Genomic DNA, 24,250 nt, shown 5'->3' on the forward strand with positions numbered 1-24,250 from the left:
TGGTATGAAATTTTTCTATAACATTTTATACTATTTTCAAAAACGAGGTTTTGAGGTTTGTAGGCGTATTGCAGAGCGTTTTGGTATACGAGCGCGTATTGTGCGTACATCTTTTATATACCTAACTTTTGCAACCTTAGGGTTTGGTTTTGCATTGTATTTGTTTTTGGCTTTTTGGTTAAAAATTAAAGACCTGTTGTACACTAAAAGAACTTCTGTATTTGACTTGTAACAATACAATACCTTCTAAAAGAAAATTGTTGCAAAAAAGCAACCAATATCTTTGTAATTAACATCATAATATTAAGTGAAGCTTTTAAAACTATTTAGGTCCAAAATTTATATAGCGCAGCTATTAATTGTTTCTATTTTAGTAATAGGAGTCTTGGGTTACAGGTATATATCTAATTATAGTTGGATGGAAGCTGTGTATATGACAGTAATTACAATGGCAACTGTTGGTTTTTCAGAGGTAAAACCCTTAGATACGCCATCTAAAATTTTTACTATATTTTTAATAATATCTAGTGTTTTTATTGTTGCTTATGCAATATCTGTGGTTACAGAATATGTTTTGGGTAAAAATTCTTTACAAATTTTAAAAAAGAAGCGTGTGAAAAATAAAATAAAAGATTTTTCTGGTCATATTATTATTTGTGGTTACGGAAGAAATGGTGCGCAAGCAGCAGAACGTCTAAGTAGTTATAAGAGACCTTTTGTAGTTATAGAGAAAGACAAAGAAGTAATTGAAAAGTATGAAGAAGACATTCTTTTTATTGAGGGTGATGCCACGGATGATGAATCTTTAATAGAGGCAGGCGTAGCTAAAGCAAAATATTTAATTACAGCAATGCCAGATGATGCATCAAATTTATTTGTAGTGTTATCTAGTAGGCAATTAAACAAAAATCTTTTTATTATTAGCAGGGCCTCGTTGGTAAACTCAGAACGTAAATTAATATTAGCAGGAGCGGATAAAGTTATAATGCCAGATAAAATAGGTGGTGATCATATGGCATCTTTAGTGGTAATGCCAGATTTAATTAGTTTTTTAGATAAGCTTTCTACAGAGGGTAAACACACCACAACTTTAGAAGAAATTGCTATAGAGGATTTAACAGATAACATAACAAGTAACTCTATAAGAGATTTAGATTTAAGAAAAAGAACAGGTTGTACTATAATAGGTTACATTGCTCCTGATGGTGAATATATTATTAATCCAGAAGCTAATTTGCAGCTAGAATCTAAAAGTAAAGTTATAGTTTTGGGTAGGCCAGAGCAAATTATGAAATTGAATGAAATCTTCCAGATTGATTGATAATTTAATGAAAATTCCTTGATTGAGTTGATTATTTTTTGGATATTGCTGCCCTAACTAACTCAAAAAATTCAATCAACGATGAAGAAATACCTATATTTTCTTTCTTTTATTATGTCTATGTCTGTTTTTGCTCAGGATTTTAGCGTAGAAGGAAAAGTTTTTAATCCCTCAAATTCTATTAATGATGGAGTGATTAAGTTAGAGGTAAGCGGAGGAGAAGCCCCTTATACCTATAAATGGAGTAACCAGAGCACTCCTTTAAGCTCAAATAAGGCAACAGGATTAGTAGAAGGTATATCTTATACCTGTATAATTTCAGATTCTAGTGGTAAAAGTGTAACTAAAGTTTTTACTGTAGAATCAGAAGCAATTACCGAAGTTTTTAACGGTACCATGACTCCAGCTGTAAGTGCTTTGGGGTCTGTTTTGTTTTGGGACCCTTTTGCTGCTATTGGTATTTATGATCCTGTAGTGTATGCAGACTCTAAAAGAGTTGGTATTCCTAATTGGTCTCCTGAATTAGACGATAAGTTTACATTAAAAAAATGGCTTAAATCTAACGGAGAAAAAGTAAAGCAAGGAGAGCCAATAGCTGTTTTGTCTAATAATGCTGGTGAGGAAATAAGCATAAAAGCTTTAGCAAACGGTACTTTGGATCAAATTACTAAAGAGGGTAATGTTGTTTACAACTCAGAAAATAAAGAACACGTAATAGAACAAGGTGCTCACTATTTTGCAGAAATTAATTATGATGAGCCAATTGTATTAACACATCCAAACGGAGATCCTTTAACTAAACCAATTTCTTTTATTGTTATTTGGTTAGTGTTGGGGGCTACTTTCTTTACTGTAAGAATGGGCTTTATTAATATTCGTGGATTTGGACATGCATTAGAATTAGCAAAAGGTAAATATGATGATCCAGACGCTCCAGGTCAGGTAACTCACTTTCAGGCATTAGCTACTGCGGTATCTGGTACTGTAGGTTTGGGTAACATTGCTGGTGTAGCTGTAGCGGTATCTTTGGGTGGCGCAGGTGCTACTTTTTGGATGATAGTATGTGGTTTACTAGGAATGTCTTCAAAATTTGTAGAATGTACTTTAGGTGTAAAGTACCGAGATATTTTACCTGATGGTAGGGTATTTGGAGGTCCAATGAACTATTTGCGTTACGGGCTAGAAAAAAGAAATATGAAAGGACTAGGTAAAGTGCTTGCAGGTTTGTTTGCAGTATTGGCAGTTGGTGCTTCTTTTGGTGGTGGTAATATGTTCCAAGCTAATCAATCTTTTGAGCAGTTAGCGGGTCAATTTCCTGCACTTGCTGGTAACGGATTTTGGTTTGGTATTGTAACAGCAATATTAGTTGGTGTTGTTATTATTGGTGGTATTAATAGTATTGCTAAAGTAACTGGTAAAATTGTACCGGTTATGGCGTCTATATATGTTGTAGCTGCTTTAGCGGTAATTGTAATGAATATTCAAAATATTGGACCTGCTTTTTCTGCAATAGTAGAAGGTGCGTTTAGTCCGTCTGCCTTAAAAGGTGGTGTAATAGGTGTATTGGTTGTAGGTTTTCAGAGAGCAGCATTCTCTAATGAAGCTGGTGTGGGCTCTGCAGCAATTGCGCATAGTACAGCAAAAACAAATAATCCTCCGTCAGAAGGTTTTGTGGCTCTTTTAGAGCCTTTTATAGATACTGTAGTGGTTTGTACATTAACTGCATTGGTATTAATATTTACAGGTATGCACGAAGTAGAGGGTATGGCTGGTGCACAATTAACATCAGATGCTTTTGGTAGTCAAATTTCTTGGTTCCCATATGTACTTGCATTGGCTGTTTTCTTATTTGCATTTTCTACAATGATTTCTTGGTCTTATTACGGTATGCGTGCTTGGACTTACTTATTTGGAAAAAGTAAAAGAACAGAATTTATTTATAAGATGTTTTTCTTAGTGTTTGTTGTAATAGGAGCTTCGGTTAGTTTAGGAGCAGTGTTAGATTTTTCAGATATGATGATTTTGGCAATGTCTTTTCCTAATATAATTGGTTTGTATATTATGTCTGGTGAGGTTAAAAAAGATCTATCAGAATACTTTAGAAAATTAAAATCTAACCAACTGTTTAAAAAGCAGATGGTAGAAAAGAAATAAAAGTTATAATGAAGAATTTTAAATCCCACTTTCGGTTTGATAAAGACCAGCAGAGTGGGATTTTCTTTTTGTTATTATTTATTGTAATTCTTCAGGTTGTTTATTACGCTGTTTCTAATGGTTTATTTTTTTCTTCAGAAAACAGTCTTACACATAGTAAGGAACTGCAGGCTACAATAGATTCTTTAAAAAATCAATCTATAGAAAAAAATACATTTAAGTTGTATCCTTTTAATCCTAATTATATATCAGATTATAAAGGGTATACTTTAGGAATGTCTATAGAGGAAATAGATAAGCTACACGCCTATAGAGCAACAAATAAATATGTAAATTCTGTAGCAGATTTTAAGCGTGTAACAAACGTGTCAGACTCATTGTTAAATAGCATATCTCCTTATTTTAAATTTCCAGATTGGAAAACTTCAAAATTTGATAAAAAATTAGTTGTTGCTAACAAGTCAACTAAAAGTATCAATTATATAGTTAAGGATATTAATAAAGCCACAGTAGTAGACTTGCAAGTAGTAAATGGTATTGGAGAAAAATTATCTGCTAGAATAGTAAAGTTTAGAGATAGGTTAGGTGGTTTTGTAGTTGATGAGCAGTTACAAGATGTTTACGGGCTAGAGCCAGAAGTTGTAAAGCGTCTTGCAAAGCAATTTAAAGTGCTTAATAAACCAAATGTTGTTCCTATTAATATAAATGAGGCTAGTGCTTATGAAATAGCTAAGCTTGTTTATATAAAATACAATGTTGCTAAAGCTATTGTGTCTTATAGAGAAGCAAACGGAAGATTTACATCTTTTAACGATTTAGTAAATATTGAGGGTTTTACTGTGAATAAGATTGATAGAATTAAGTTATATTTGAGCATTGATTAAAAAACAACAGGTATGGCAGGTATGTACTTCACAGAAGAGCATCAATTATTTAGAGAAAGTTTAAAAGAATTTTTAAAAAAAGAAGTTGTTCCTAACATAGATAAGTGGGAAGAGTCTGGTACTATAGATCGTTCTATTTGGAAAAAATTTGGAGATATGGGCTACTTTGGCTTGGCGTCACCAGAAGAGTACGGAGGGTTAGACTTGGATCTTTTTTATACGATTATTTTTTTAGAAGAATTACAAAAGATTAACTCTGGAGGATTTGCAGCTGCAATGTGGGCACACGCGTACTTGGCAATGACACACGTTAATAAAGAAGGGGATAATGCTATTAAGGATAACTATTTAACGGCGAGTATTGCTGGTGAAAAAATAGGATGTTTATGTGTTTCTGAGCCTTTTGGAGGTAGTGATGTTGCTGGTATGAGGACTACTGCAGAAAAAAAAGGTGATACCTATATTTTAAACGGTTCTAAAACTTTTATTACTAACGGGGTTTACGCAGACTATATGGTTGTTGCGGCTAAAACAAGTCCTGAATTAGGTAATAAGGGTATTAGTATTTTTATGGTGGATAAAGAAACAGCAGGTGTATCTGCATCTAAGTTAAATAAACTTGGATGGAGAGCGTCTGATACCGCAGAAATAGCTTTTGACAATGTAACCATACCTGCGTCTAATTTAATGGGAGAAGAGGGAAAAGGCTTTTCCTATATTATGCAGCACTTTGCCTTAGAGAGGTTAATAATGGGAGTTAATGCGCATGCAAGAGCAGAATTTGCTTTGGATTATGCACGTCAATACATGTCAGAGCGTACTACATTTGGTAAAACAATAGATAAATACCAGGCGCTTCGTCATACATACTCAGATTTATATGCAGATATGGAGATTTGTAGAGAGTATAACTATTCTGTAGCTTACAGGCTAAACAAAGGAGAGTACGTTGTAAAAGAAGCTACAATATCTAAGCTTAAGTCTACAAAAATGGCAGATGAGGTTATCTACGGATGTTTGCAGTTTTTAGGGGGTTATGGTTATATGGAAGATTATCCTATGGCTAGGATGCTTAGAGATAGTAGGCTTGGTCCTATTGGTGGTGGCACTAGTGAAATCTTGAGGGAGATTATTGCTAAAATGGTAATAGATAAGAAGGAGTACAAACCAGCAACAAAATAGTTTTACCAATTTTAGCAAAAAAAATCCAAGAGACTATTGATTATCGGGGTTATAGAAACTAAGGTTTGACTGTATTTTTCAAAGAAAAAACAGAATAAATAAATAAGTAGTTGTTAATTGTAAATTAGTTTATATATTTGCAATCTTAAAAATCACAAAAGAGAGGAGGTTATTGCCCATGTTAATTATACCAGTAAAAGAAGGAGAGAATATAGATAGAGCACTTAAGCGTTTTAAGCGTAAGTTTGATAGAACAGGTGGAATGCGTCAGTTAAGAAAGCGTCAACAGTTTTCAAAGCCGTCGGTTGTTCGTAGAGCTCAAATCCAAAAAGCACAATATGTACAAGGATTAAGAGATCAAGAAGAAGTATAATTCTTTAAGATTTAATTCTTAGTATTTTAGTATAAATCCTATTTAGGTTGATAATTTTCAATCTAAATAGGATTTTTTTATTGTCTAAAGTTAAAGCTGTATCTTTAATTTATTATGTCATTAGAAGCATTTATATCATACTTGTCGCTAGAGAAAAACTATTCTCATCATACTGTAACAGCTTATGCAAAAGATATAAGCGTGTTTGTAGAATTTTGTGAGCTTAATTATCAATTAAGTTCTATAGATGATGTGCCCTATGTTTTTATTCGTAACTGGATTATAGTTTTGGTGTCAGATGGGTTATCAAATAGGTCTGTAAATAGAAAAATAGCTTCTTTGAAGGCGTATTATAAATTTCTTCAAAAAATAGGTCGTATAGAAGTGCATCCTTTGGTGAAACATAAAGCCTTAAGAACATCTAAGAAAATAGAAATACCGTTCTCTTTTGAAGAGGTGGAAAAAGCCTTGAATGCGGTGAATTTTAATACTGATTTTGAGGGGGTAAGAGATAAGTTAATAATTGGCCTGTTATATGCTACGGGTATAAGGCGTATAGAGCTTGTTAATTTAAAGGTTAAAGATTTAGATCTAAAAGGTAAAACAATAAAGGTTTTAGGTAAAAGAAATAAAGAGCGTATAGTGCCACTGGCTCCATTTGTTTGTCCTTGGGTGGCGTTTTATTTGGACAGTAGGGAGGTGTTACCTGTAATAAACGATAAAGAGTCTCTGTTTCTGTTAAAAACAGGAGTTAAAGTGTATGAAAGCCTTGTGTATAGAATAATAAATCGCTATTTTAGTAAGGTCTCTTCTAAGCAAAAAAATAGTCCGCATATACTTAGACATACATTTGCGACTCATTTGTTGAATGAAGGGGCGGATTTAAATTCAGTAAAAGAATTGTTAGGGCACTCAAGCTTGGCATCTACTCAAGTGTATACACATAACAGTATAGCGGAACTAAAAAAAGTACATTTGGCTGCTCACCCTAGAAATAAAAAATAACAAATCTTATTGATGCTGATATTGTTTAATTTAAAAAAACTTCTCTTATGAAAGTAAACACCCAATCAGTTAATTTTAATGCAAATGAAGATTTAATGTCTTTTGTACAGGTCAGATTAGATAAGCTAGAAACCTTTTATGATAAAGTAATAAGTTCGGATGTTTATTTAAAAGTTGAGAATACAAGTTCTAAAGAAAATAAGATTGTAGAGATCAAAATTAGGGTACCTAAGGAAAATATTATGGTAAAAAAACAATGTAAGTCTTTTGAGGAGGCAATTGACTCTGCTTGCAATTCTATTGAAAGACAGCTTGTTAAAAGAAAAGAAAAATTAAGGGTGTAATTTTTTTTAATTTTTTTTAAAAAATGTTTTGAAAAACTAAAAACTAGTTATACATTTGCAGTCCGTTAGAAATAGCGGGCTTTTTTAAAGCAAAAAAGTAAGGCAAAAGCCGATGTAGCTCAGCTGGCTAGAGCAGCTGATTTGTAATCAGCAGGTCGTGGGTTCGAGTCCCTCCATCGGCTCTAAATTTTGAAAAGTTAGTCTTGGTTTTACAATGTGAAATCAAGCTTTTTTAAAAGTTCTTTTGATACTGAAAAAAAAGTTTTGGGGAGATACTCAAGCGGCCAACGAGGGCAGACTGTAAATCTGCTGACTACGTCTTCGCAGGTTCGAATCCTGCTCTCCCCACAATAAGTTAAAGCAAAATAAAATTAGGTTGTTTTGTTTGAAATAATGAAAGTTGTGAGTTTCTAAAATTTTTCAGAGATTTGCAAAAAAAATAAGAATGCGAGAGTAGCTCAGTTGGTAGAGCGTCAGCCTTCCAAGCTGAATGTCGCCGGTTCGAACCCGGTCTCTCGCTCTAAGTTTTTCTTAAGTGTTAAAGTTTAAGAAGAAGTTGTGTAAGGATATATTTTGAAGTTGATTTTTTGAAGATGAAAATATGTTTTTATAGACAGCGATGTCATTCCTGATTATAGGCATTGGTTTTTAAGTTATTTGTAAAGAATAGCGATTAAATTAAAGAACGTTTTACGCCGGTGTAGCTCAGGGGTAGAGCGTTTCCTTGGTAAGGAAGAGGTCACGAGTTCAAATCTCGTCATTGGCTCAAGAAGTATAATTTGTACACTAATATATAACTAAGATTAAAACTCATTAAACATGGCAAAGGAAACTTTTGATCGTTCCAAACCGCACTTAAATATAGGTACTATTGGACACGTAGATCACGGTAAAACTACTTTAACTGCTGCTATTACTACAGTATTGGCAAATGCAGGTCTTTCTGAATTAAGAAGTTTCGATTCTATCGATAACGCTCCTGAGGAAAAAGAAAGAGGTATAACAATTAATACTTCCCACGTAGAGTATTCAACTGCTAACCGTCACTATGCACACGTAGATTGTCCAGGTCACGCGGATTACGTTAAGAACATGGTAACTGGTGCTGCTCAGATGGATGGTGCTATACTTGTAGTTGCTGCAACTGATGGTCCAATGCCACAAACACGTGAGCACATCTTATTAGGTCGTCAGGTAGGTATTCCAAGAATCGTTGTTTTCTTAAACAAGGTTGATATGGTTGATGATGAGGAGCTTTTAGAGCTTGTTGAGATGGAAGTAAGAGAATTACTTTCTTTTTATGAGTATGATGGTGATAATGGACCTGTTGTTTCTGGTTCTGCTTTAGGTGCACTTAATGGTGAGCAAAAATGGGTAGATACAGTAATGGAGCTTATGGCTGCTGTTGATGACTGGATCGAATTACCAAAGCGTGATGTAGATAAAGATTTCTTAATGCCTGTTGAGGATGTATTTACAATTACAGGTCGTGGAACTGTTGCAACTGGTCGTATAGAGACTGGTGTTGCAAATACAGGTGATGCTGTTGATATTATTGGTATGGGTGCTGAGAAATTAGCTTCTACTATTACTGGTGTTGAGATGTTCCGTAAGATATTAGATAGAGGTGAAGCTGGAGATAATGTAGGTATCTTATTAAGAGGTATTGAAAAATCTCAAATCAGTAGAGGTATGGTAATCTGTAAGCCAGGTTCTGTTAAGCCACACTCTAAGTTTGAGGCTGAGGTTTATATCTTGAAGAAAGAAGAAGGTGGTCGTCACACGCCATTCCATAACAACTACCGTCCACAGTTCTACGTAAGAACAACGGATGTAACAGGAACAATTAATCTTCCTTCAGGTGTTGAGATGGTTATGCCTGGTGATAACTTAACTATTACAGTAGAATTATTATCTCCTATTGCACTTAGTGAAGGTTTACGTTTTGCGATCCGTGAGGGTGGTAGAACAGTAGGTGCTGGTCAGGTAACTAAGATCATAGAATAGGTCTAAAATAAGTAAATTACATTGAGGGTGTCCTGCCGAGGTAGGATACCTTTCAATGTAAATATACGGGCGTAGCTCAGTTGGTAGAGCACTGGTCTCCAAAACCAGGTGTCGGGAGTTCGAGTCTCTCCGCCCGTGCATATAGATAGGAATTGCGTTTCCTTTCGTTTTTAAATAATAAAGTAAAACATTCGCATGCTAACATATATTAAAGAATCAGTAGAAGAACTTAGAAATAATGTTACGTGGCCAACAAAAGCAGATGCATCTAACCTTATGGTTGTTGTAGCTGTTTTTACTATTTTGTTTGCCTTGGCAACTTGGGGTGTAGATGAGCTTTTTAGTAAAGCTGTTAAGTTTTATTTTGATAAAGTAATAAACTAATATCCCGCGTACTATGTCAGAAGTGTTAGAGAAAAAATGGTATGTAGTAAGGGCTGTAAGTGGTCAAGAAAACAAAATTAAGGGTTACATTGAGAGTGAAGTAGCTAGATTAGGTTTTTCTGATTATTTAGAGGATGTTTTAGTTCCTACAGAAAAAGTGGTTCAGGTTCGTAACGGAAAAAAAGTAAACAAAGAAAAAGTTTATTTTCCTGGGTACATAATGGTAAAAGCTAATTTAGGAGGGGAAATGGTGCATATCATCAGGTCAATAACTAATGTAATTGGTTTTTTAGGAGAAGTTAAAGGTGGTGATCCAGTCCCTTTAAGAAAATCAGAAGTAAATCGTATGTTAGGAAAAGTAGATGAGCTAGCTGTGACTACAGATAGTGTTGCTATTCCTTTTGTATTAGGAGAAACAATAAAGGTTGTTGATGGGCCTTTTAATGGTTTTAATGGAACTGTTGAGAAGATCAATGAAGAAAAGCGTAAGCTTGAAGTAATGGTTAAGATTTTCGGAAGAAAAACCCCATTAGAGTTAAGTTATATGCAAGTTGAAAAAGTATAATAAGAACTGTTACATAGCAAAAATGTGTGTTGCTTCCGAATAGCATATATTTTTCGAATTTAATTTTATACAATGGCAAAAGAAGTAAGTAAAGTAGTTAAACTACAAGTTAGGGGAGGTGCAGCGAATCCATCGCCACCGGTTGGACCCGCTTTAGGTGCTGCCGGAGTTAACATCATGGAGTTCTGTAAGCAATTTAATGCGCGTACACAGGACAAACAAGGTAAGGTTTTACCAGTTGTTATCACGGTATTTAAAGATAAGTCTTTTGACTTTATCGTTAAGACACCGCCAGCGGCAGTTCAGCTTTTAGAGGCAGCTAAGATAAAGAAAGGATCTGGCGAACCTAACAGAAACAAAGTGGCAAGTGTATCTTGGGACCAAGTTAAGCAAATTGCAGAAGACAAAATGGTAGATTTAAATGCATTTACAGTAGAGTCGGCAATGAGTATGATAGCAGGTACTGCAAGATCTATGGGTTTAAAAGTTTCAGGTACTAGACCTTTTTAAAATCTTAAAAGCAATTTAAAATGGCGAAATTAACAAAAAAGCAAAAAGACGCTTACGCAAAGATAGATAAGAATAAACTTTATTCTTTGGAAGAAGCATCTGCTTTAATAAAAGAAATAACTAATACAAAATTTGATTCATCTGTTGATGTTGCAGTTCGTTTGGGTGTAGATCCTAGAAAAGCAAATCAAATGGTACGTGGGGTTGTAACATTACCACACGGAACAGGTAAAGATGTTAAAGTTTTGGCTTTAGTAACTCCAGATAAGGAAGCAGAAGCTAAAGAAGCTGGTGCGGATTATGTTGGGTTAGATGAATATTTGGATAAAATTAAAAGCGGTTGGACGGATGTTGATGTAATTATCACTATGCCAAGTGTAATGGGTAAACTAGGACCTTTAGGTAGAGTTTTAGGGCCAAGAGGTTTAATGCCTAATCCAAAAACAGGAACAGTTACTATGGATATTGCTAAGGCTGTATCTGAAGTTAAAGCTGGTAAAATTGATTTTAAAGTTGATAAAACAGGTATTGTGCATGCTGCTATCGGGAAAGTTTCTTTCTCAGAAGATAAGATTGCGGAGAATGCAAAAGAATTGTTTGATACGCTTAATAAATTAAAGCCTACTGCTGCAAAAGGTGTTTACGTAAAAAGCGTTTACCTATCTAGTACAATGAGCCCAAGTGTTCAATTAGATCCAAAAGTAGTAGCGTAACTGTTGCTTTAAAGTTTATATTATGACAAAAGAAGAAAAATTAAACGTAATAGAAGATTTAACTTCACAGTTAGCTGAAAATGCAACCATTTACTTGGCTGATATTTCTGGTTTAGATGCTGTAGCTACTTCTGACTTAAGAAGAGCTTGTTTTAAGGCAGGTGTTAAACTTTCAGTTATTAAGAATACATTGCTGGCAAAGGCAATGGAAGCTTCGGATAAAGATTTTGGAGAACTTCCAGAGGTATTAAAAGGTAATACTTCTTTAATGTTTTCTGAAACTAGTAATGCACCAGCAAAATTAATAAAGAACTTCAGAAAAAAATCTGATAAGCCTTTATTAAAAGGAGCATTCATTGAAGAAGAAGTATATGTAGGAGATGATCAATTAGATGCTTTAGTTAGCATTAAGTCTAAAGAAGAAGTTATTGGCGATATTATTGGATTGTTACAATCACCAGCTAAAAACGTTATTTCTGGACTTAAATCTGGTGGTGGTAAAATCGCTGGAATTCTTAAGACATTATCCGAAAAGTAGTGCGCACTAAAAACAATTATATTTTAAAAATTTATTAAACGATAGAAAAATGGCAGATTTAAAAGATTTCGCAGAACAATTAGTTAACTTAACTGTAAAAGAAGTAAATGAGTTAGCAAATATATTAAAAGATGAGTACGGTATTGAGCCTGCTGCTGCTGCAGTAGCTGTTGCTGCTGGTGGTGGAGCTGCTGGTGGTGAAGCTGCAGATGAGCAAACTGAGTTTGATGTTGTATTAAAAGCAGCTGGTTCTTCTAAGTTAGCAGTTGTAAAATTAGTTAAGGAATTAACTGGTTTAGGTTTAAAAGATGCTAAAGACATCGTAGATAGCGCACCAAAAGCTGTTAAAGAAGGTGTTTCTAAAGACGAAGCTGAAGGTATCAAAAAATCTTTAGAAGAAGCAGGAGCGGAAGTTGAGCTTAAATAATAGCAACAACCATAACGTTTTTGGGATAGGTCTTTACGCTTTATGCGTATAGACCTAATCCCATTTTTATATATATTGTATATGAAGTAATATACTACGAGAATACTATTCATAACATAATTTTGTCCATTGATGTTCACAAAACAGACTCAAAGAATAAATTTTGCATCAGCTAAGAATATTCCAGATTACCCGGATTTCTTGGACATTCAGATTAAATCATTTCAGGATTTCTTCCAACTTGAAACTAAATCTGATGAAAGAGGCGACGAAGGTTTGTATAATACCTTCTTGGAAAACTTTCCAATTACTGACACAAGAAATCAATTCGTATTAGAGTTTCTTGATTACTTTATTGATCCACCTAGATACTCTATTCAAGAGTGTATAGAAAGAGGATTAACCTATAGTGTTCCACTAAAGGCAAGACTTAAACTTTATTGTACGGACCCAGAACATGAAGATTTTGAAACTATAGTACAAGATGTGTACTTAGGAACAATTCCTTATATGACACCAAGTGGTACATTTGTTATTAATGGTGCTGAGCGTGTTGTTGTTTCTCAATTACACCGTTCTCCAGGGGTTTTCTTTGGACAGTCTTTCCATGCTAACGGTACTAAATTGTATTCTGCCAGAGTAATTCCTTTTAAGGGATCTTGGATAGAATTTGCAACAGATATCAATGGCGTTATGTACGCATACATTGATAGAAAGAAAAAATTACCAGTAACAACCTTATTTAGAGCTATTGGCTTTGAACGTGATAAGGATATTTTGGAAATCTTTGATTTATCAGAAGAAGTTAAAGTTTCAAATGCTGGACTTAAAAAAGTTTTAGGACGTAAACTTGCTGCTAGAGTTTTAAATACTTGGCACGAGGATTTCGTAGATGAAGATACAGGTGAAGTTGTTTCTATTGAAAGAAATGAAATTGTATTAGATAGAGATACAGTTCTTGAAAAAGAACATATTGCCGAAATTATGGAGGCAGATGTAAAAACTATCCTTTTACATAAAGAAAATAATGCACAGTCTGACTATGCAATTATTCATAATACATTACAAAAAGATCCAACAAACTCAGAAAAAGAGGCTGTTGAGCATATTTATAGACAATTACGTAATGCTGAACCGCCAGATGAGGAAACAGCACGTGGAATTATAGATAAATTATTCTTTTCTGACCAACGTTACAACTTAGGTGAAGTAGGTCGTTACAGAATGAATAAAAAATTACAGTTAGATATTGGAATGGACAAGCAAGTCTTGACTAAAGAAGATATCATTACTATAATAAAGTATTTAATAGAGCTTATAAACTCTAAAGCAGAGATTGATGATATTGATCACTTATCTAACCGTCGTGTACGTACAGTTGGTGAGCAATTATCTCAGCAGTTTGGTGTAGGTCTTGCTCGTATGGCAAGAACTATTCGTGAGCGTATGAACGTTAGAGATAACGAAGTATTTACACCTATAGATTTAATTAACGCGAAGACATTATCTTCTGTTATTAATTCTTTCTTTGGTACTAACCAGTTGTCTCAGTTTATGGATCAAACGAATCCATTAGCAGAAATAACACACAAGCGTAGATTATCTGCACTAGGACCTGGAGGTTTATCAAGAGAAAGAGCAGGGTTTGAGGTGCGTGATGTTCACTATACGCACTACGGAAGACTTTGTCCTATTGAAACTCCTGAAGGACCAAACATTGGACTTATTTCATCTCTTGCAGTATATGCAAAAGTTAATCCAATGGGCTTCTTAGAGACTCCATACCGTAAGGTAACTAATGGTGTTGTTGATACAGAAGAATATGGTTACTTAAGTGCAGAGGAAGAAGAAGGAATGAAAATCTCTCAAGCCAATATTCCTTTAAAGGAAGATGGTGAAATTGATGTTGAAAAAGTAATTGCTCGTGAAGAAGGTGATTTCCCAGTGGTAGATCCAGCAGAAATTAATTATACAGATGTTGCTCCAAATCAAATTGCATCAATATCTGCATCATTAATTCCTTTCTTAGAACATGATGATGCCAACCGTGCATTAATGGGATCTAACATGATGCGTCAGGCAGTTCCATTATTAAGACCAGAATCTCCAATTGTTGGTACTGGTTTAGAACGCCAAGTAGCATCAGACTCTAGAGTATTAATTAATGCTGAAGGAGATGGTGTTGTTGAGTACGTAGATTCTCAAAAAGTTACTATTAAATATGATAGAACTGAAGAGGAACGTCTTGTTAGTTTTGAAGAGGATGCTAAAACATATAACTTGGTTAAGTTTAGAAAAACAAACCAAGGTACAAGTATTAACCTTAAGCCAATTGTAGAAAAAGGCGATAAAGTTAAAAAAGGACAAGTATTGTGTGAAGGTTATGCTACTCAATTAGGAGAGTTAGCCTTAGGTAGGAATATGAAAGTAGCCTTTATGCCTTGGAAAGGGTATAACTTTGAGGATGCAATTGTAATTTCTGAAAAAGTAGTACGTGAAGATATCTTTACATCTATACATATAGATGAATACTCTTTAGAGGTTAGAGATACTAAATTAGGTGCTGAAGAATTAACACATGATATTCCAAACGTTTCTGAAGAGGCTACTAAAGACTTAGATGAAAACGGAATGATCCGTATTGGTGCAGAAGTAAAACCTGGAGATATTTTAATAGGTAAGATTACTCCTAAAGGAGAGTCAGACCCAACACCAGAAGAAAAATTACTACGTGCTATATTTGGAGATAAAGCAGGAGACGTAAAAGATGCATCTTTAAAGGCTTCACCATCATTAAGAGGTGTTGTTATAGGTAAGAAATTATTTTCTAGATCTATAAAAGATAAACGTACTCGTGTAGAAGATAAGGATGCTATTAATAAGTTAGAGTTAGAATACGAAGTAAAATTCCAACAACTTAAAGACATATTAGTAGAGAAGTTATTTACTTTAGTTAACGGAAAAACATCTCAGGGTGTACTTAACGATTTAGGAGAAGAGGTTCTTCCAAAAGGAAAAAAGTACTCAATGAAAATGTTAAACTCTGTTGATGATTTTGCACACTTAGTAGGTGGTAGCTGGACGGTTGATAAAGACCTTAATGCTATGGTTGCAGATTTAATTCACAACTATAAAATTAAGCTTAATGACCTTCAAGGTAACCTAAGAAGAGATAAGTTTACAATTTCTGTTGGTGATGAGTTGCCTCCAGGAATAATGAAACTAGCAAAAGTTTATGTGGCTAAAAAACGTAAGCTAAAAGTAGGTGATAAAATGGCGGGTCGTCACGGTAACAAAGGTATTGTTGCACGTATTGTACGTCATGAAGATATGCCTTTCTTAGCAGACGGTACTCCAGTAGATATCGTATTAAACCCATTAGGTGTACCATCACGTATGAACATTGGGCAAATATATGAGACTGTATTAGGTTGGGCCGGTTTAAAATTAGGTAAAAAGTATGCAACTCCAATTTTTGATGGTGCTACATTAGAACAAATAAACGGTTACACAGATGAGGCAGGTATTCCAAGATTTGGACATACATACTTACATGATGGTGGAACAGGAAAACGTTTTGATCAGCCAGCAACAGTAGGTGTTATTTACATGCTTAAATTAGGGCATATGGTAGATGATAAAATGCACGCTCGTTCTATAGGACCATACTCTTTAATTACACAACAACCATTAGGTGGTAAAGCACAATTTGGTGGTCAGCGTTTTGGAGAAATGGAAGTTTGGGCACTTGAGGCATACGGTGCGTCTGCAACACTAAGAGAAATATTAACAGTTAAGTCTGATGATGTTATTGGTAGAGCTAAGACGTATGAATCTATTGTTAAAGGTGAAACAATGCCAGAACCTGGTTTACCAGAATCTTTCAATGTATTAATGCATGAACTTAAGGGATTAGGTTTAGATATTAGATTGGAAGAATAACAAGACCTTGTCTTGAACACTATTTGTTAGATATATTTAATTTTAAGATCACCATATTGTTATGGCTAGACCAAAGGATAATAATACCATAAAAAGGTTCGATAAAATTTCAATCGGATTGTCATCTCCAGAAGCTATTTTGGCAGAGTCAAGAGGAGAAGTTTTAAAACCTGAAACAATTAATTATAGAACCCACAAACCAGAAAGGGATGGACTTTTCTGTGAGCGTATTTTTGGCCCTGTAAAGGATTATGAATGTGCCTGTGGTAAATACAAACGTATCCGTTACCGTGGTATTGTTTGTGACCGTTGTGGGGTAGAAGTAACAGAAAAGAAAGTACGTAGAGATAGAGTAGGGCACATTAATTTAGTTGTTCCTGTAGCTCACATCTGGTACTTCCGTTCTTTACCAAACAAAATTGGTTACTTATTAGGTTTACCTTCTAAGAAATTAGACATGATCATCTATTATGAGCGTTATGTTGTAATTCAGGCAGGTATTGCTAAAGGACCAGAAGGTGAAGAAATTCAGAAAATGGATTTCTTAACTGAAGAAGAATACCTAAACATATTAGAATCTATACCAGTAGAAAACCAGTATTTGGAAGATACAGATCCAAATAAGTTTATTGCTAAAATGGGTGCTGAATGTTTAATAGAGTTGTTGTCAAGAATTAATTTAGATGAGTTATCATTTGAGTTAAGACACAAAGCTAACACAGAAACATCTAAACAACGTAAAACTGAAGCATTAAAGCGTTTACAAGTTGTTGAGTCATTAAGGGAATCTCAAGAAAATAGAGAAAATAGACCTGAGTGGATGATTATGAAAGTAATCCCAGTTATTCCACCAGAACTTAGACCTTTAGTACCATTAGATGGTGGACGTTTTGCGACATCAGATTTAAATGATTTATATAGAAGGGTAATTATCAGAAACAATCGTTTAAAAAGATTGGTAGAGATTAAAGCTCCAGAAGTAATTCTTAGAAATGAGAAACGTATGCTTCAAGAGTCTGTAGATTCTCTTTTTGATAACACTCGTAAGTCATCAGCAGTAAAAACCGAATCTAATAGACCGTTAAAGTCATTGTCAGATTCATTAAAAGGTAAGCAAGGACGTTTCCGTCAGAACCTTTTAGGTAAGCGTGTGGATTATTCTGCTCGTTCGGTAATTGTTGTTGGACCAGAATTAAAGTTGTTTGAATGTGGATTGCCAAAAGATATGGCAGCTGAACTTTACAAACCTTTTGTTATACGTAAGTTAATAGAAAGAGGAATTGTAAAAACAGTTAAATCTGCTAAGAAAATAATAGATAAGAAAGAGCCTGTAGTTTGGGATATTCTTGAAAATGTATTAAAAGGACACCCTGTAATGTTAAACAGGGCCCCTACATTGCACAGATTGGGTATTCAAGCTTTTCAGCCAAAACTTATAGAAGGTAAAGCAATTCGTTTACACCCATTAGTATGTACGGCATTTAACGCCGATTTTGATGGGGATCAAATGGCGGTGCATTTACCTTTAGGACCAGAAGCTATTTTGGAATGTCAATTATTAATGTTGGCTTCTCATAATATTTTAAATCCAGCAAATGGTTCTCCAATTACGGTACCATCTCAGGATATGGTCTTGGGTCTTTACTATATGACCAAAGAAAGAAAGTCTACTCCAGAAGTGCCAATTAAAGGTGAAGGATTAACTTTTTATTCTGATGAGGAAGTTGTTATAGCTTTTAATGAGGAAAGAGTTGATTTAAATGCAGGAATTAAAGTTCGTGCAAAAGATTTTAATGAAGAAGGAGAACTTGTTTATCAAATAATACCTACTACAACAGGTAGAGTATTATTTAATATGATGGTGCCAGAACAGGCAGGTTATATTAATGATGTATTAAATAAGAAATCTTTAAGAGATATTATTGGTGGTATTTTAGCCGTTACAGACGTGCCAACTACTGCAGAGTTCTTAGATAAGATTAAGACTTTAGGATATGAGTTTGCCTTTAAAGGTGGTTTATCATTTAGTTTAGGTGATATTATTATTCCTAAAGAAAAGCACGAAATGATTGCAGAAGCTAACGGTCAAGTAGACGGTATTATGGCTAACTACAACATGGGTCTTATTACTAATAACGAACGTTATAACCAAGTTATTGATGTTTGGACTTCTACTAATGCGCAGTTAACAGAGTTAGCTATGAAGCGTATACGTGAAGATCAGCAAGGATTTAACTCTGTGTATATGATGCTAGATTCTGGTGCAAGGGGTTCTAAAGAACAAATTCGTCAGTTAACTGGTATGCGTGGATTAATGGCTAAGCCTAAAAAATCTACTGCAGGTGGTGGTGAAATTATTGAAAACCCTATTCTTTCTAACTTTAAGGAAGGTTTATCAATTCTTGAATACTTTATCTCTACTCACGGTGCGCGTAAAGGTCTTGCCGATACCGCTTTAAAAACTGCCGATGCTGGTTATTTAACACGTCGTTTGGTTGATGTTTCTCAGGATGTTATTATTAACACTGAAGATTGTGGAACATTAAGAGGTATAGAAGTATCTGCTTTAAAGAAAAACGAAGAAATAGTTGAATCTTTAGGAGCTCGTATATTAGGTAGAATATCATTACATGATTTATTTGATCCTGTAACAGAAGAACAATTATTAGTTGCTGGCCAATTAATAGTAGAGTCTGATGTTAAAAAGATTGAAGCATCTCCTATAGAAAGTGTAGAAGTACGTTCTGCATTAACTTGTGAGGCAGAAAAAGGAATTTGTGGTAAATGTTATGGTCGTAACCTTTCTACCAATAAAATGGTACAAAGAGGTGAAGCTGTAGGTGTTGTTGCTGCACAGTCTATTGGTGAGCCAGGTACACAGTTAACACTACGTACATTCCACGTGGGTGGTATTGCAGGTAACATTTCTGAAGATAACAAATTAGAGGCTAAATTTGCAGGTGTTGCAGAGATAGAAGATCTAAGAACTGTTAATGGTGAAGATAATGAAGGTAACAAAATTAAAATTGTTATCTCTAGAACATCAGAAATAAAAATAGTTGATGCTAAAACAGGAATTACTTTAAGTACAAGTAATATACCTTACGGTTCTCAATTAGCTATAGAAAACGGAACTAAAGTTGCTAAAGGTGATGTAATATGTTCTTGGGATCCATATAACGGTGTAATTGTATCAGAATTTACTGGTAAAGTTTCATACGAAAATATAGAGCAAGGTGTTACTTACCAAGTAGAAATAGATGAACAAACAGGTTTCCAAGAGAAAGTAATTTCAGAATCTAGAAACAAGAAATTAATTCCAACATTATTAGTTAAAAATAATAATGATGAAATATTACGTTCTTACAACCTTCCAGTTGGGTCTCACATTATGGTAGACGATAACGATAAGGTGACAGAAGGTATGACATTAGTTAAGATTCCTCGTAAATCTGCTAAGTCTGGTGATATTACGGGTGGTCTTCCAAGAGTTACAGAACTTTTTGAAGCACGTAATCCATCTAACCCAGCTGTTGTTTCAGAAATTGATGGTGTTGTTTCTTTTGGTAAAATTAAAAGAGGTAACCGTGAAATTATTATAGAGTCTAAATTAGGTGATGTTAAAAAATACTTAGTTAAATTATCTAATCAAATTCTTGTACAAGAAAACGATTATGTAAGAGCTGGTATGCCATTATCTGATGGATCTATTACGCCTGCAGATATCTTAGCAATTAAAGGTCCTTCTGCTGTACAACAATACTTAGTGAACGAAGTTCAGGAAGTATATCGTTTACAGGGTGTAAAAATTAACGACAAACATTTTGAGGTTGTTGTTAGACAAATGATGCGTAAAGTTCGTATTCAGGATCCGGGAGATACTATTTTCCTAGAGAACCAATTGGCTCATAAAGAAGATTTTATCAAGGAAAATGATGAGATTTATGGTAAAAAAGTTGTAGAAGAAGCAGGAGAATCTGATAACTTAAAAGCTGGACAGATTATTACAGCAAGAGAGTTAAGAGATGAAAACTCAATCTTAAGACGTGCTGATAAAGCATTAGTATCTGCAAGAGACGCTGTTGCAGCAACTGCAACGCCAATTTTACAAGGTATTACAAGAGCATCTTTACAGACTAAATCTTTCATCTCTGCGGCATCATTCCAGGAGACAACTAAGGTATTAAATGAAGCAGCAGTAGCTGGTAAAGTTGATAGTTTAGAAGGATTAAAAGAAAATGTAATTGTTGGTCATAAGATACCTGCTGGTACAGGTATGAGAGATTATGATAGCATCATAGTAGGTTCTAAAGAAGAATATGATGAGATTATGGCTCGTAAAGAAGAACTTAAATTTTAAGTTGTATGAGTGATTCTAATCAAGATCAAAAACAAATAAATATTGAGTTGGATGAAAAAACTGCCGAAGGAGTTTACTCTAATTTGGCAATTATTAACCATTCAGTATCAGAGTTTGTAGTAGACTTTGTTAGTATGATGCCTGGAGCACCAAAAGCAAAAGTGAAAAGTAGAATTATACTTACGCCACAACATGCTAAAAAGCTTTTAAAAGCATTAAATGACAATGTTCAACGTTTTGAAAAGGCTCACGGAGCAATTAAAGATTATGAGCAGCCTTCAGTACCAATTAATTTTGGACCAACAGGAGAAGCATAATAGAAAAACCACGCAATTTGCGTGGTTTTTTGTTTAAAAGCAATATAAAAAAAGCCAAACTTAATAGTTTGGCTTTTATGCATTGTATGGTTTTCTTTGTTTTATTCGAACTCAGATGTAAAATGTAGTTTTACACTAGGGTATTTTTGTTGTGTCATTTGTAATGAGAATTGTGAATCTGCTAAAAATACCAATTTGCCAGACTTGTCCTTGGCAAGGAATTTTTGTTTAACACGCTTAAATTCTTTAAACTCATCATTATTTTTATCTTCAGGGTCAACCCAACAGGCTTTAAATACAGGGAAATTTTCGTAAGTACATTTAGCGCCATATTCATGTTCTAATCTGTATTGGATAACCTCAAACTGTAAAGCACCAACGGTACCAATTATTTTACGTCCATTTAACTCTAATGTAAATAATTGAGCAACACCTTCGTCCATTAATTGGTCTATACCTTTGTATAAAGGTTTAGCTTTCATAGGGTCCGCATTATTTATGTATCTAAAATGTTCAGGACTAAAACTAGGAATCCCTTTATAGTGTAATTGTTCTCCTTCAGTTAAAGTGTCTCCAATTTTAAAATGACCAGTATCGTGTAATCCAACAATATCACCAGGGTAAGATATATCTACAATTTCTTTTTTCTCAGCAAAAAAAGCATTTGGACTAGAAAATTTCAACTTCTTTTGATTTCTTACGTGCAAATAAGGTTTGTTGCGCTCAAAAGTTCCAGATACAATTTTAATAAATGCTAATCTATCTCTATGTTTAGGATCCATATTGGCATGTATTTTAAATACAAAACCAGTAAATTCTTTTTCGTTAGCTATAACCTCTCTTTCTTCTGCTTTTTTAGGTCTAGGAGAAGGGGCTATTTCAATAAAGCAATCTAAAAGTTCACGTACTCCAAAATTATTTAAGGCAGAACCAAAAAATACCGGTTGTTGTTCACTAGCTAAATATTTTTCTTTGCTAAACTCTGGGTAAACTCCGCTAACAAGTTCTAAATCATCTCTTAAAGTTTCTGCAGCTTTTTCTCCAATTACATTTTCCAGTTCAGGATTTTTAACATCATCAAAGGCAATGGTTTCTTCAATATTTTTTTTACTGTCTCCGCTAAAAAGGTTAATGTTTTTCTCGTAAATATTATAAATTCCTTTAAAGTCATATCCCATACCTATAGGGAAGCTTAAAGGAGTAACAGATAAGCCTAATTTTTGTTCTACTTCATCAAGCAAATCAAAAGCATCTTTACCTTCACGGTCTAACTTATTAATAAAAACAATAATTGGTATTTTTCGCATTCTACATACTTCAACCAATTTTTCAGTTTGTTCCTCAACACCTTTTGCAACATCAATTACAACAATAACGCTATCTACTGCCGTCAATGTTCTAAAAGTATCTTCAGCAAAATCCTTGTGTCCTGGAGTATCTAAAATATTTATTTTCTTATCCTTATATATAAAGGCAAGTACAGATGTGGCTACAGATATACCCCTCTGTCTTTCAATTTCCATAAAGTCACTGGTAGCAGATTTCTTTATTTTATTGTTCTTAACCGCTCCTGCTTCTTGTATAGCGCCACCAAAAAGTAATAGCTTTTCTGTTAGTGTTGTTTTACCAGCATCAGGGTGAGATATAATACCAAAAGTTCTTCTCTTTTGTATTTCTTTTTCAAAACTCATTTAAAAAAATTTGTTGCAAAAGTACGGTAAATAATAGTATGCTAATAACTCTGTTAATAAATACTGAGGTCTTATGTTATATAAATAAGAGTGTTTTTATATTTTCGACGAACTGCTTTTTTTATAAGATTACGAATTTTAGTAAAAAGCGGTTTTGACTTTTTTTTGTTAAATTTTTTTAACTAAAAGTTAAAAAATTAACATTTTAACGATTAAATTTGCGCTTCAAAGAACGGATGCAACATATGATATCAAATTTAATGTAGTATTTAAAAATAACTTTAACTTAGCATCCAGTTTAAGCAAGAAGTCCCAAAATCTTTTAGGTATAAACTTAACAAACAATGCCATGGTGATTAGTAACACTAACTATCATTTATGGAAAATTTTACTTTAGTATTAAACAGGTCCCTGTACAAAAAGAGGACTCCTCTGTTTACTTTTTTAGTTGTATTTATATTCTCTTCATTCACTGTTTACGCGGATTTTGGTCCAGGCGTAGATACAGATGGTGATGGCATTTTTGATCACATCGATATTGATGATGACAATGACGGTATTTTAGATACAATAGAAGGTACAGCAGATTTTGATAAAGACGGAATACCAAATAGTTTAGATATTGATTCTGATAACGATGGTATTTTAGACAACTTAGAAGCACAATTGTCAGTTGGTTATATAAAGCCAAGTGGTATAGATTCTGACGGAAACGGTTTAGATGATGCTTACGAATCTTGTCCAGGAGGAGGGGAAGGCTTGTCTCCTGTAGATACGGACGGAGATACTAGAAAAGATTATTTAGATATTGATTCTGATAATGACGGTATATTGGATAATGTAGAAGCTCAGTCTACAAATGAATTTACCGCACCTTGTGGTATGGATTCTGATCCAAAGAATGGTTTAGATGATCATTATGAAGACTACTGTGGAACAGGTCAAGGAATTACACCTGTTGATACTGATGGTGATTCTCATCCAGATTTTAGAGATATAGATTCTGATGATGATGGTATTATAGATAATATAGAGGCACAAACTACAGACGGCTACATTGCTCCAATTAATAAAGATGTTAATTGTGATGGTTTAGATGATGCTTACCAAAGTTGTCCTGGTTTGGGGCTAACACCTGTTGATACTGATGGAGATAAGAAACCAGATTTTAGAGATATAGATTCTGATAATGATGGTATTATAGACAATGTTGAAGCTCAAGGAGGTAATACTATTGTACATCCTTGCACTTTTGATACTGATGGTAATGGTTTAGATGATGCTTATGAAACTACACCTGGATCAGGAGAAGGTATTACACCAACAAATTCAGATTCAGATTCTAATCCAGACTTTAGAGACATAGACGCAGATAACGATGGTATTCCAGATAACGTAGAAGGACAAACAACAGAAGATTACATAGCACCAAGCGGAAACGATTCAGATATGGATGGTTTAGATGATGCTTATGAAGGATCAGGAGACGAAGGAATTACACCAAATAATCACGATGGTGAGGATACACCAGAT

The 24,250-nt window shown here is 34.2% G+C and carries 19 protein-coding genes, 5 tRNA genes and 1 pseudogene; 24 read left to right on the forward strand and 1 reads right to left on the reverse strand.

The features are described from left to right. Positions 1-4: 4 nt before the first annotated feature. From ABJD66_RS04445 to ABJD66_RS04555, 23 genes are all read left to right on the forward strand, one after another. Positions 5-232 carry a PspC domain-containing protein gene (locus ABJD66_RS04445; protein ID WP_072304946.1) on the forward strand — a complete coding sequence of 76 codons (228 nt, stop codon included), beginning with the start codon at positions 5-7 and terminating at the stop codon, positions 230-232. 75 nt (positions 233-307) lie between these two features. Next, a complete protein-coding gene (locus tag ABJD66_RS04450; RefSeq protein ID WP_100895123.1) occupies positions 308-1,321 on the forward strand; it encodes a potassium channel protein in 1,014 nt (337 codons plus the stop codon). Between the two features lie 81 nt (positions 1,322-1,402). After that, positions 1,403-3,475, forward strand: a complete 2,073-nt coding sequence (locus ABJD66_RS04455; protein ID WP_100895124.1) for an amino acid carrier protein — start codon at positions 1,403-1,405, stop codon at positions 3,473-3,475. 8 nt (positions 3,476-3,483) lie between these two features. Then, entirely contained in the window at positions 3,484-4,359 is an 876-nt protein-coding gene (locus ABJD66_RS04460; RefSeq protein ID WP_348128693.1) for a helix-hairpin-helix domain-containing protein, read from the forward strand. A gap of 12 nt (positions 4,360-4,371) precedes the next feature. Beyond that, positions 4,372-5,541, forward strand: coding sequence for an acyl-CoA dehydrogenase family protein (locus ABJD66_RS04465; protein ID WP_100895126.1), 1,170 nt, complete (start codon positions 4,372-4,374; stop codon positions 5,539-5,541). Positions 5,542-5,719: 178 nt separating this feature from the next. After that, entirely contained in the window at positions 5,720-5,914 is a 195-nt protein-coding gene (gene rpsU / locus ABJD66_RS04470) for a 30S ribosomal protein S21 (RefSeq protein ID WP_013620117.1), read from the forward strand. Positions 5,915-6,028: 114 nt separating this feature from the next. After that, complete coding sequence (locus ABJD66_RS04475) at positions 6,029-6,919, forward strand: tyrosine-type recombinase/integrase (protein WP_348128696.1); 891 nt, start codon at positions 6,029-6,031, stop codon at positions 6,917-6,919. A 47-nt stretch (positions 6,920-6,966) separates the two neighbouring features. Next, positions 6,967-7,263: a ribosome-associated translation inhibitor RaiA gene (gene raiA / locus ABJD66_RS04480; protein ID WP_100895128.1), complete on the forward strand. Its 297-nt coding sequence runs from the start codon at positions 6,967-6,969 to the stop codon at positions 7,261-7,263. A 108-nt stretch (positions 7,264-7,371) separates the two neighbouring features. Then, positions 7,372-7,445: transfer RNA gene (locus ABJD66_RS04485), tRNA-Thr, on the forward strand. A gap of 84 nt (positions 7,446-7,529) precedes the next feature. Beyond that, positions 7,530-7,611 (forward strand) — tRNA-Tyr (locus tag ABJD66_RS04490). 99 nt (positions 7,612-7,710) lie between these two features. Further along, positions 7,711-7,783, forward strand: a tRNA-Gly gene (locus tag ABJD66_RS04495). A gap of 174 nt (positions 7,784-7,957) precedes the next feature. Next, positions 7,958-8,029 (forward strand) — tRNA-Thr (locus tag ABJD66_RS04500). 53 nt (positions 8,030-8,082) lie between these two features. After that, on the forward strand, positions 8,083-9,270 hold the full coding sequence (gene tuf / locus ABJD66_RS04505) for an elongation factor Tu (protein WP_100895129.1): 1,188 nt from the start codon (positions 8,083-8,085) through the stop codon (positions 9,268-9,270). Between the two features lie 65 nt (positions 9,271-9,335). After that, a tRNA-Trp gene (locus ABJD66_RS04510) sits at positions 9,336-9,408 on the forward strand. A 57-nt stretch (positions 9,409-9,465) separates the two neighbouring features. Next, positions 9,466-9,654: a preprotein translocase subunit SecE gene (gene secE, locus ABJD66_RS04515; protein WP_100895130.1), complete on the forward strand. Its 189-nt coding sequence runs from the start codon at positions 9,466-9,468 to the stop codon at positions 9,652-9,654. Between the two features lie 13 nt (positions 9,655-9,667). Further along, complete coding sequence (nusG, locus tag ABJD66_RS04520) at positions 9,668-10,219, forward strand: transcription termination/antitermination protein NusG (protein ID WP_100895131.1); 552 nt, start codon at positions 9,668-9,670, stop codon at positions 10,217-10,219. A gap of 72 nt (positions 10,220-10,291) precedes the next feature. Continuing rightward, a complete protein-coding gene (gene rplK / locus ABJD66_RS04525; protein ID WP_013620111.1) occupies positions 10,292-10,729 on the forward strand; it encodes a 50S ribosomal protein L11 in 438 nt (145 codons plus the stop codon). Positions 10,730-10,749: 20 nt separating this feature from the next. Continuing rightward, positions 10,750-11,442, forward strand: coding sequence for a 50S ribosomal protein L1 (rplA, locus tag ABJD66_RS04530; RefSeq protein WP_100895132.1), 693 nt, complete (start codon positions 10,750-10,752; stop codon positions 11,440-11,442). A gap of 22 nt (positions 11,443-11,464) precedes the next feature. Then, a complete protein-coding gene (gene rplJ / locus ABJD66_RS04535) occupies positions 11,465-11,980 on the forward strand; it encodes a 50S ribosomal protein L10 (RefSeq protein WP_100895133.1) in 516 nt (171 codons plus the stop codon). Positions 11,981-12,029: 49 nt separating this feature from the next. Then, positions 12,030-12,407, forward strand: a complete 378-nt coding sequence (rplL, locus tag ABJD66_RS04540; RefSeq protein WP_100895134.1) for a 50S ribosomal protein L7/L12 — start codon at positions 12,030-12,032, stop codon at positions 12,405-12,407. A 132-nt stretch (positions 12,408-12,539) separates the two neighbouring features. Then, positions 12,540-16,349, forward strand: coding sequence for a DNA-directed RNA polymerase subunit beta (gene rpoB, locus ABJD66_RS04545; protein ID WP_100895135.1), 3,810 nt, complete (start codon positions 12,540-12,542; stop codon positions 16,347-16,349). 61 nt (positions 16,350-16,410) lie between these two features. Beyond that, complete coding sequence (gene rpoC, locus ABJD66_RS04550; protein WP_303544964.1) at positions 16,411-20,709, forward strand: DNA-directed RNA polymerase subunit beta'; 4,299 nt, start codon at positions 16,411-16,413, stop codon at positions 20,707-20,709. Positions 20,710-20,714: 5 nt separating this feature from the next. Continuing rightward, positions 20,715-21,026 (forward strand): DUF3467 domain-containing protein, encoded by a 312-nt coding sequence (locus ABJD66_RS04555; protein WP_100895137.1) that lies wholly within the window; start codon positions 20,715-20,717, stop codon positions 21,024-21,026. Between the two features lie 101 nt (positions 21,027-21,127). On the opposite strand, the gene ABJD66_RS04560 is transcribed toward ABJD66_RS04555, so the two are convergent. Beyond that, entirely contained in the window at positions 21,128-22,717 is a 1,590-nt protein-coding gene (locus ABJD66_RS04560; protein WP_303544960.1) for a peptide chain release factor 3, read from the reverse strand. 378 nt (positions 22,718-23,095) lie between these two features. On the opposite strand from ABJD66_RS04560, the pseudogene ABJD66_RS04565 reads away from it, so the two are divergent. After that, a pseudogene (locus tag ABJD66_RS04565) lies at positions 23,096-24,250 on the forward strand (hypothetical protein); the annotation flags it as partial.

It is taken from the genome of Cellulophaga sp., assembly GCF_039943695.1.
Lineage (GTDB): Bacteria > Bacteroidota > Bacteroidia > Flavobacteriales > Flavobacteriaceae > Cellulophaga.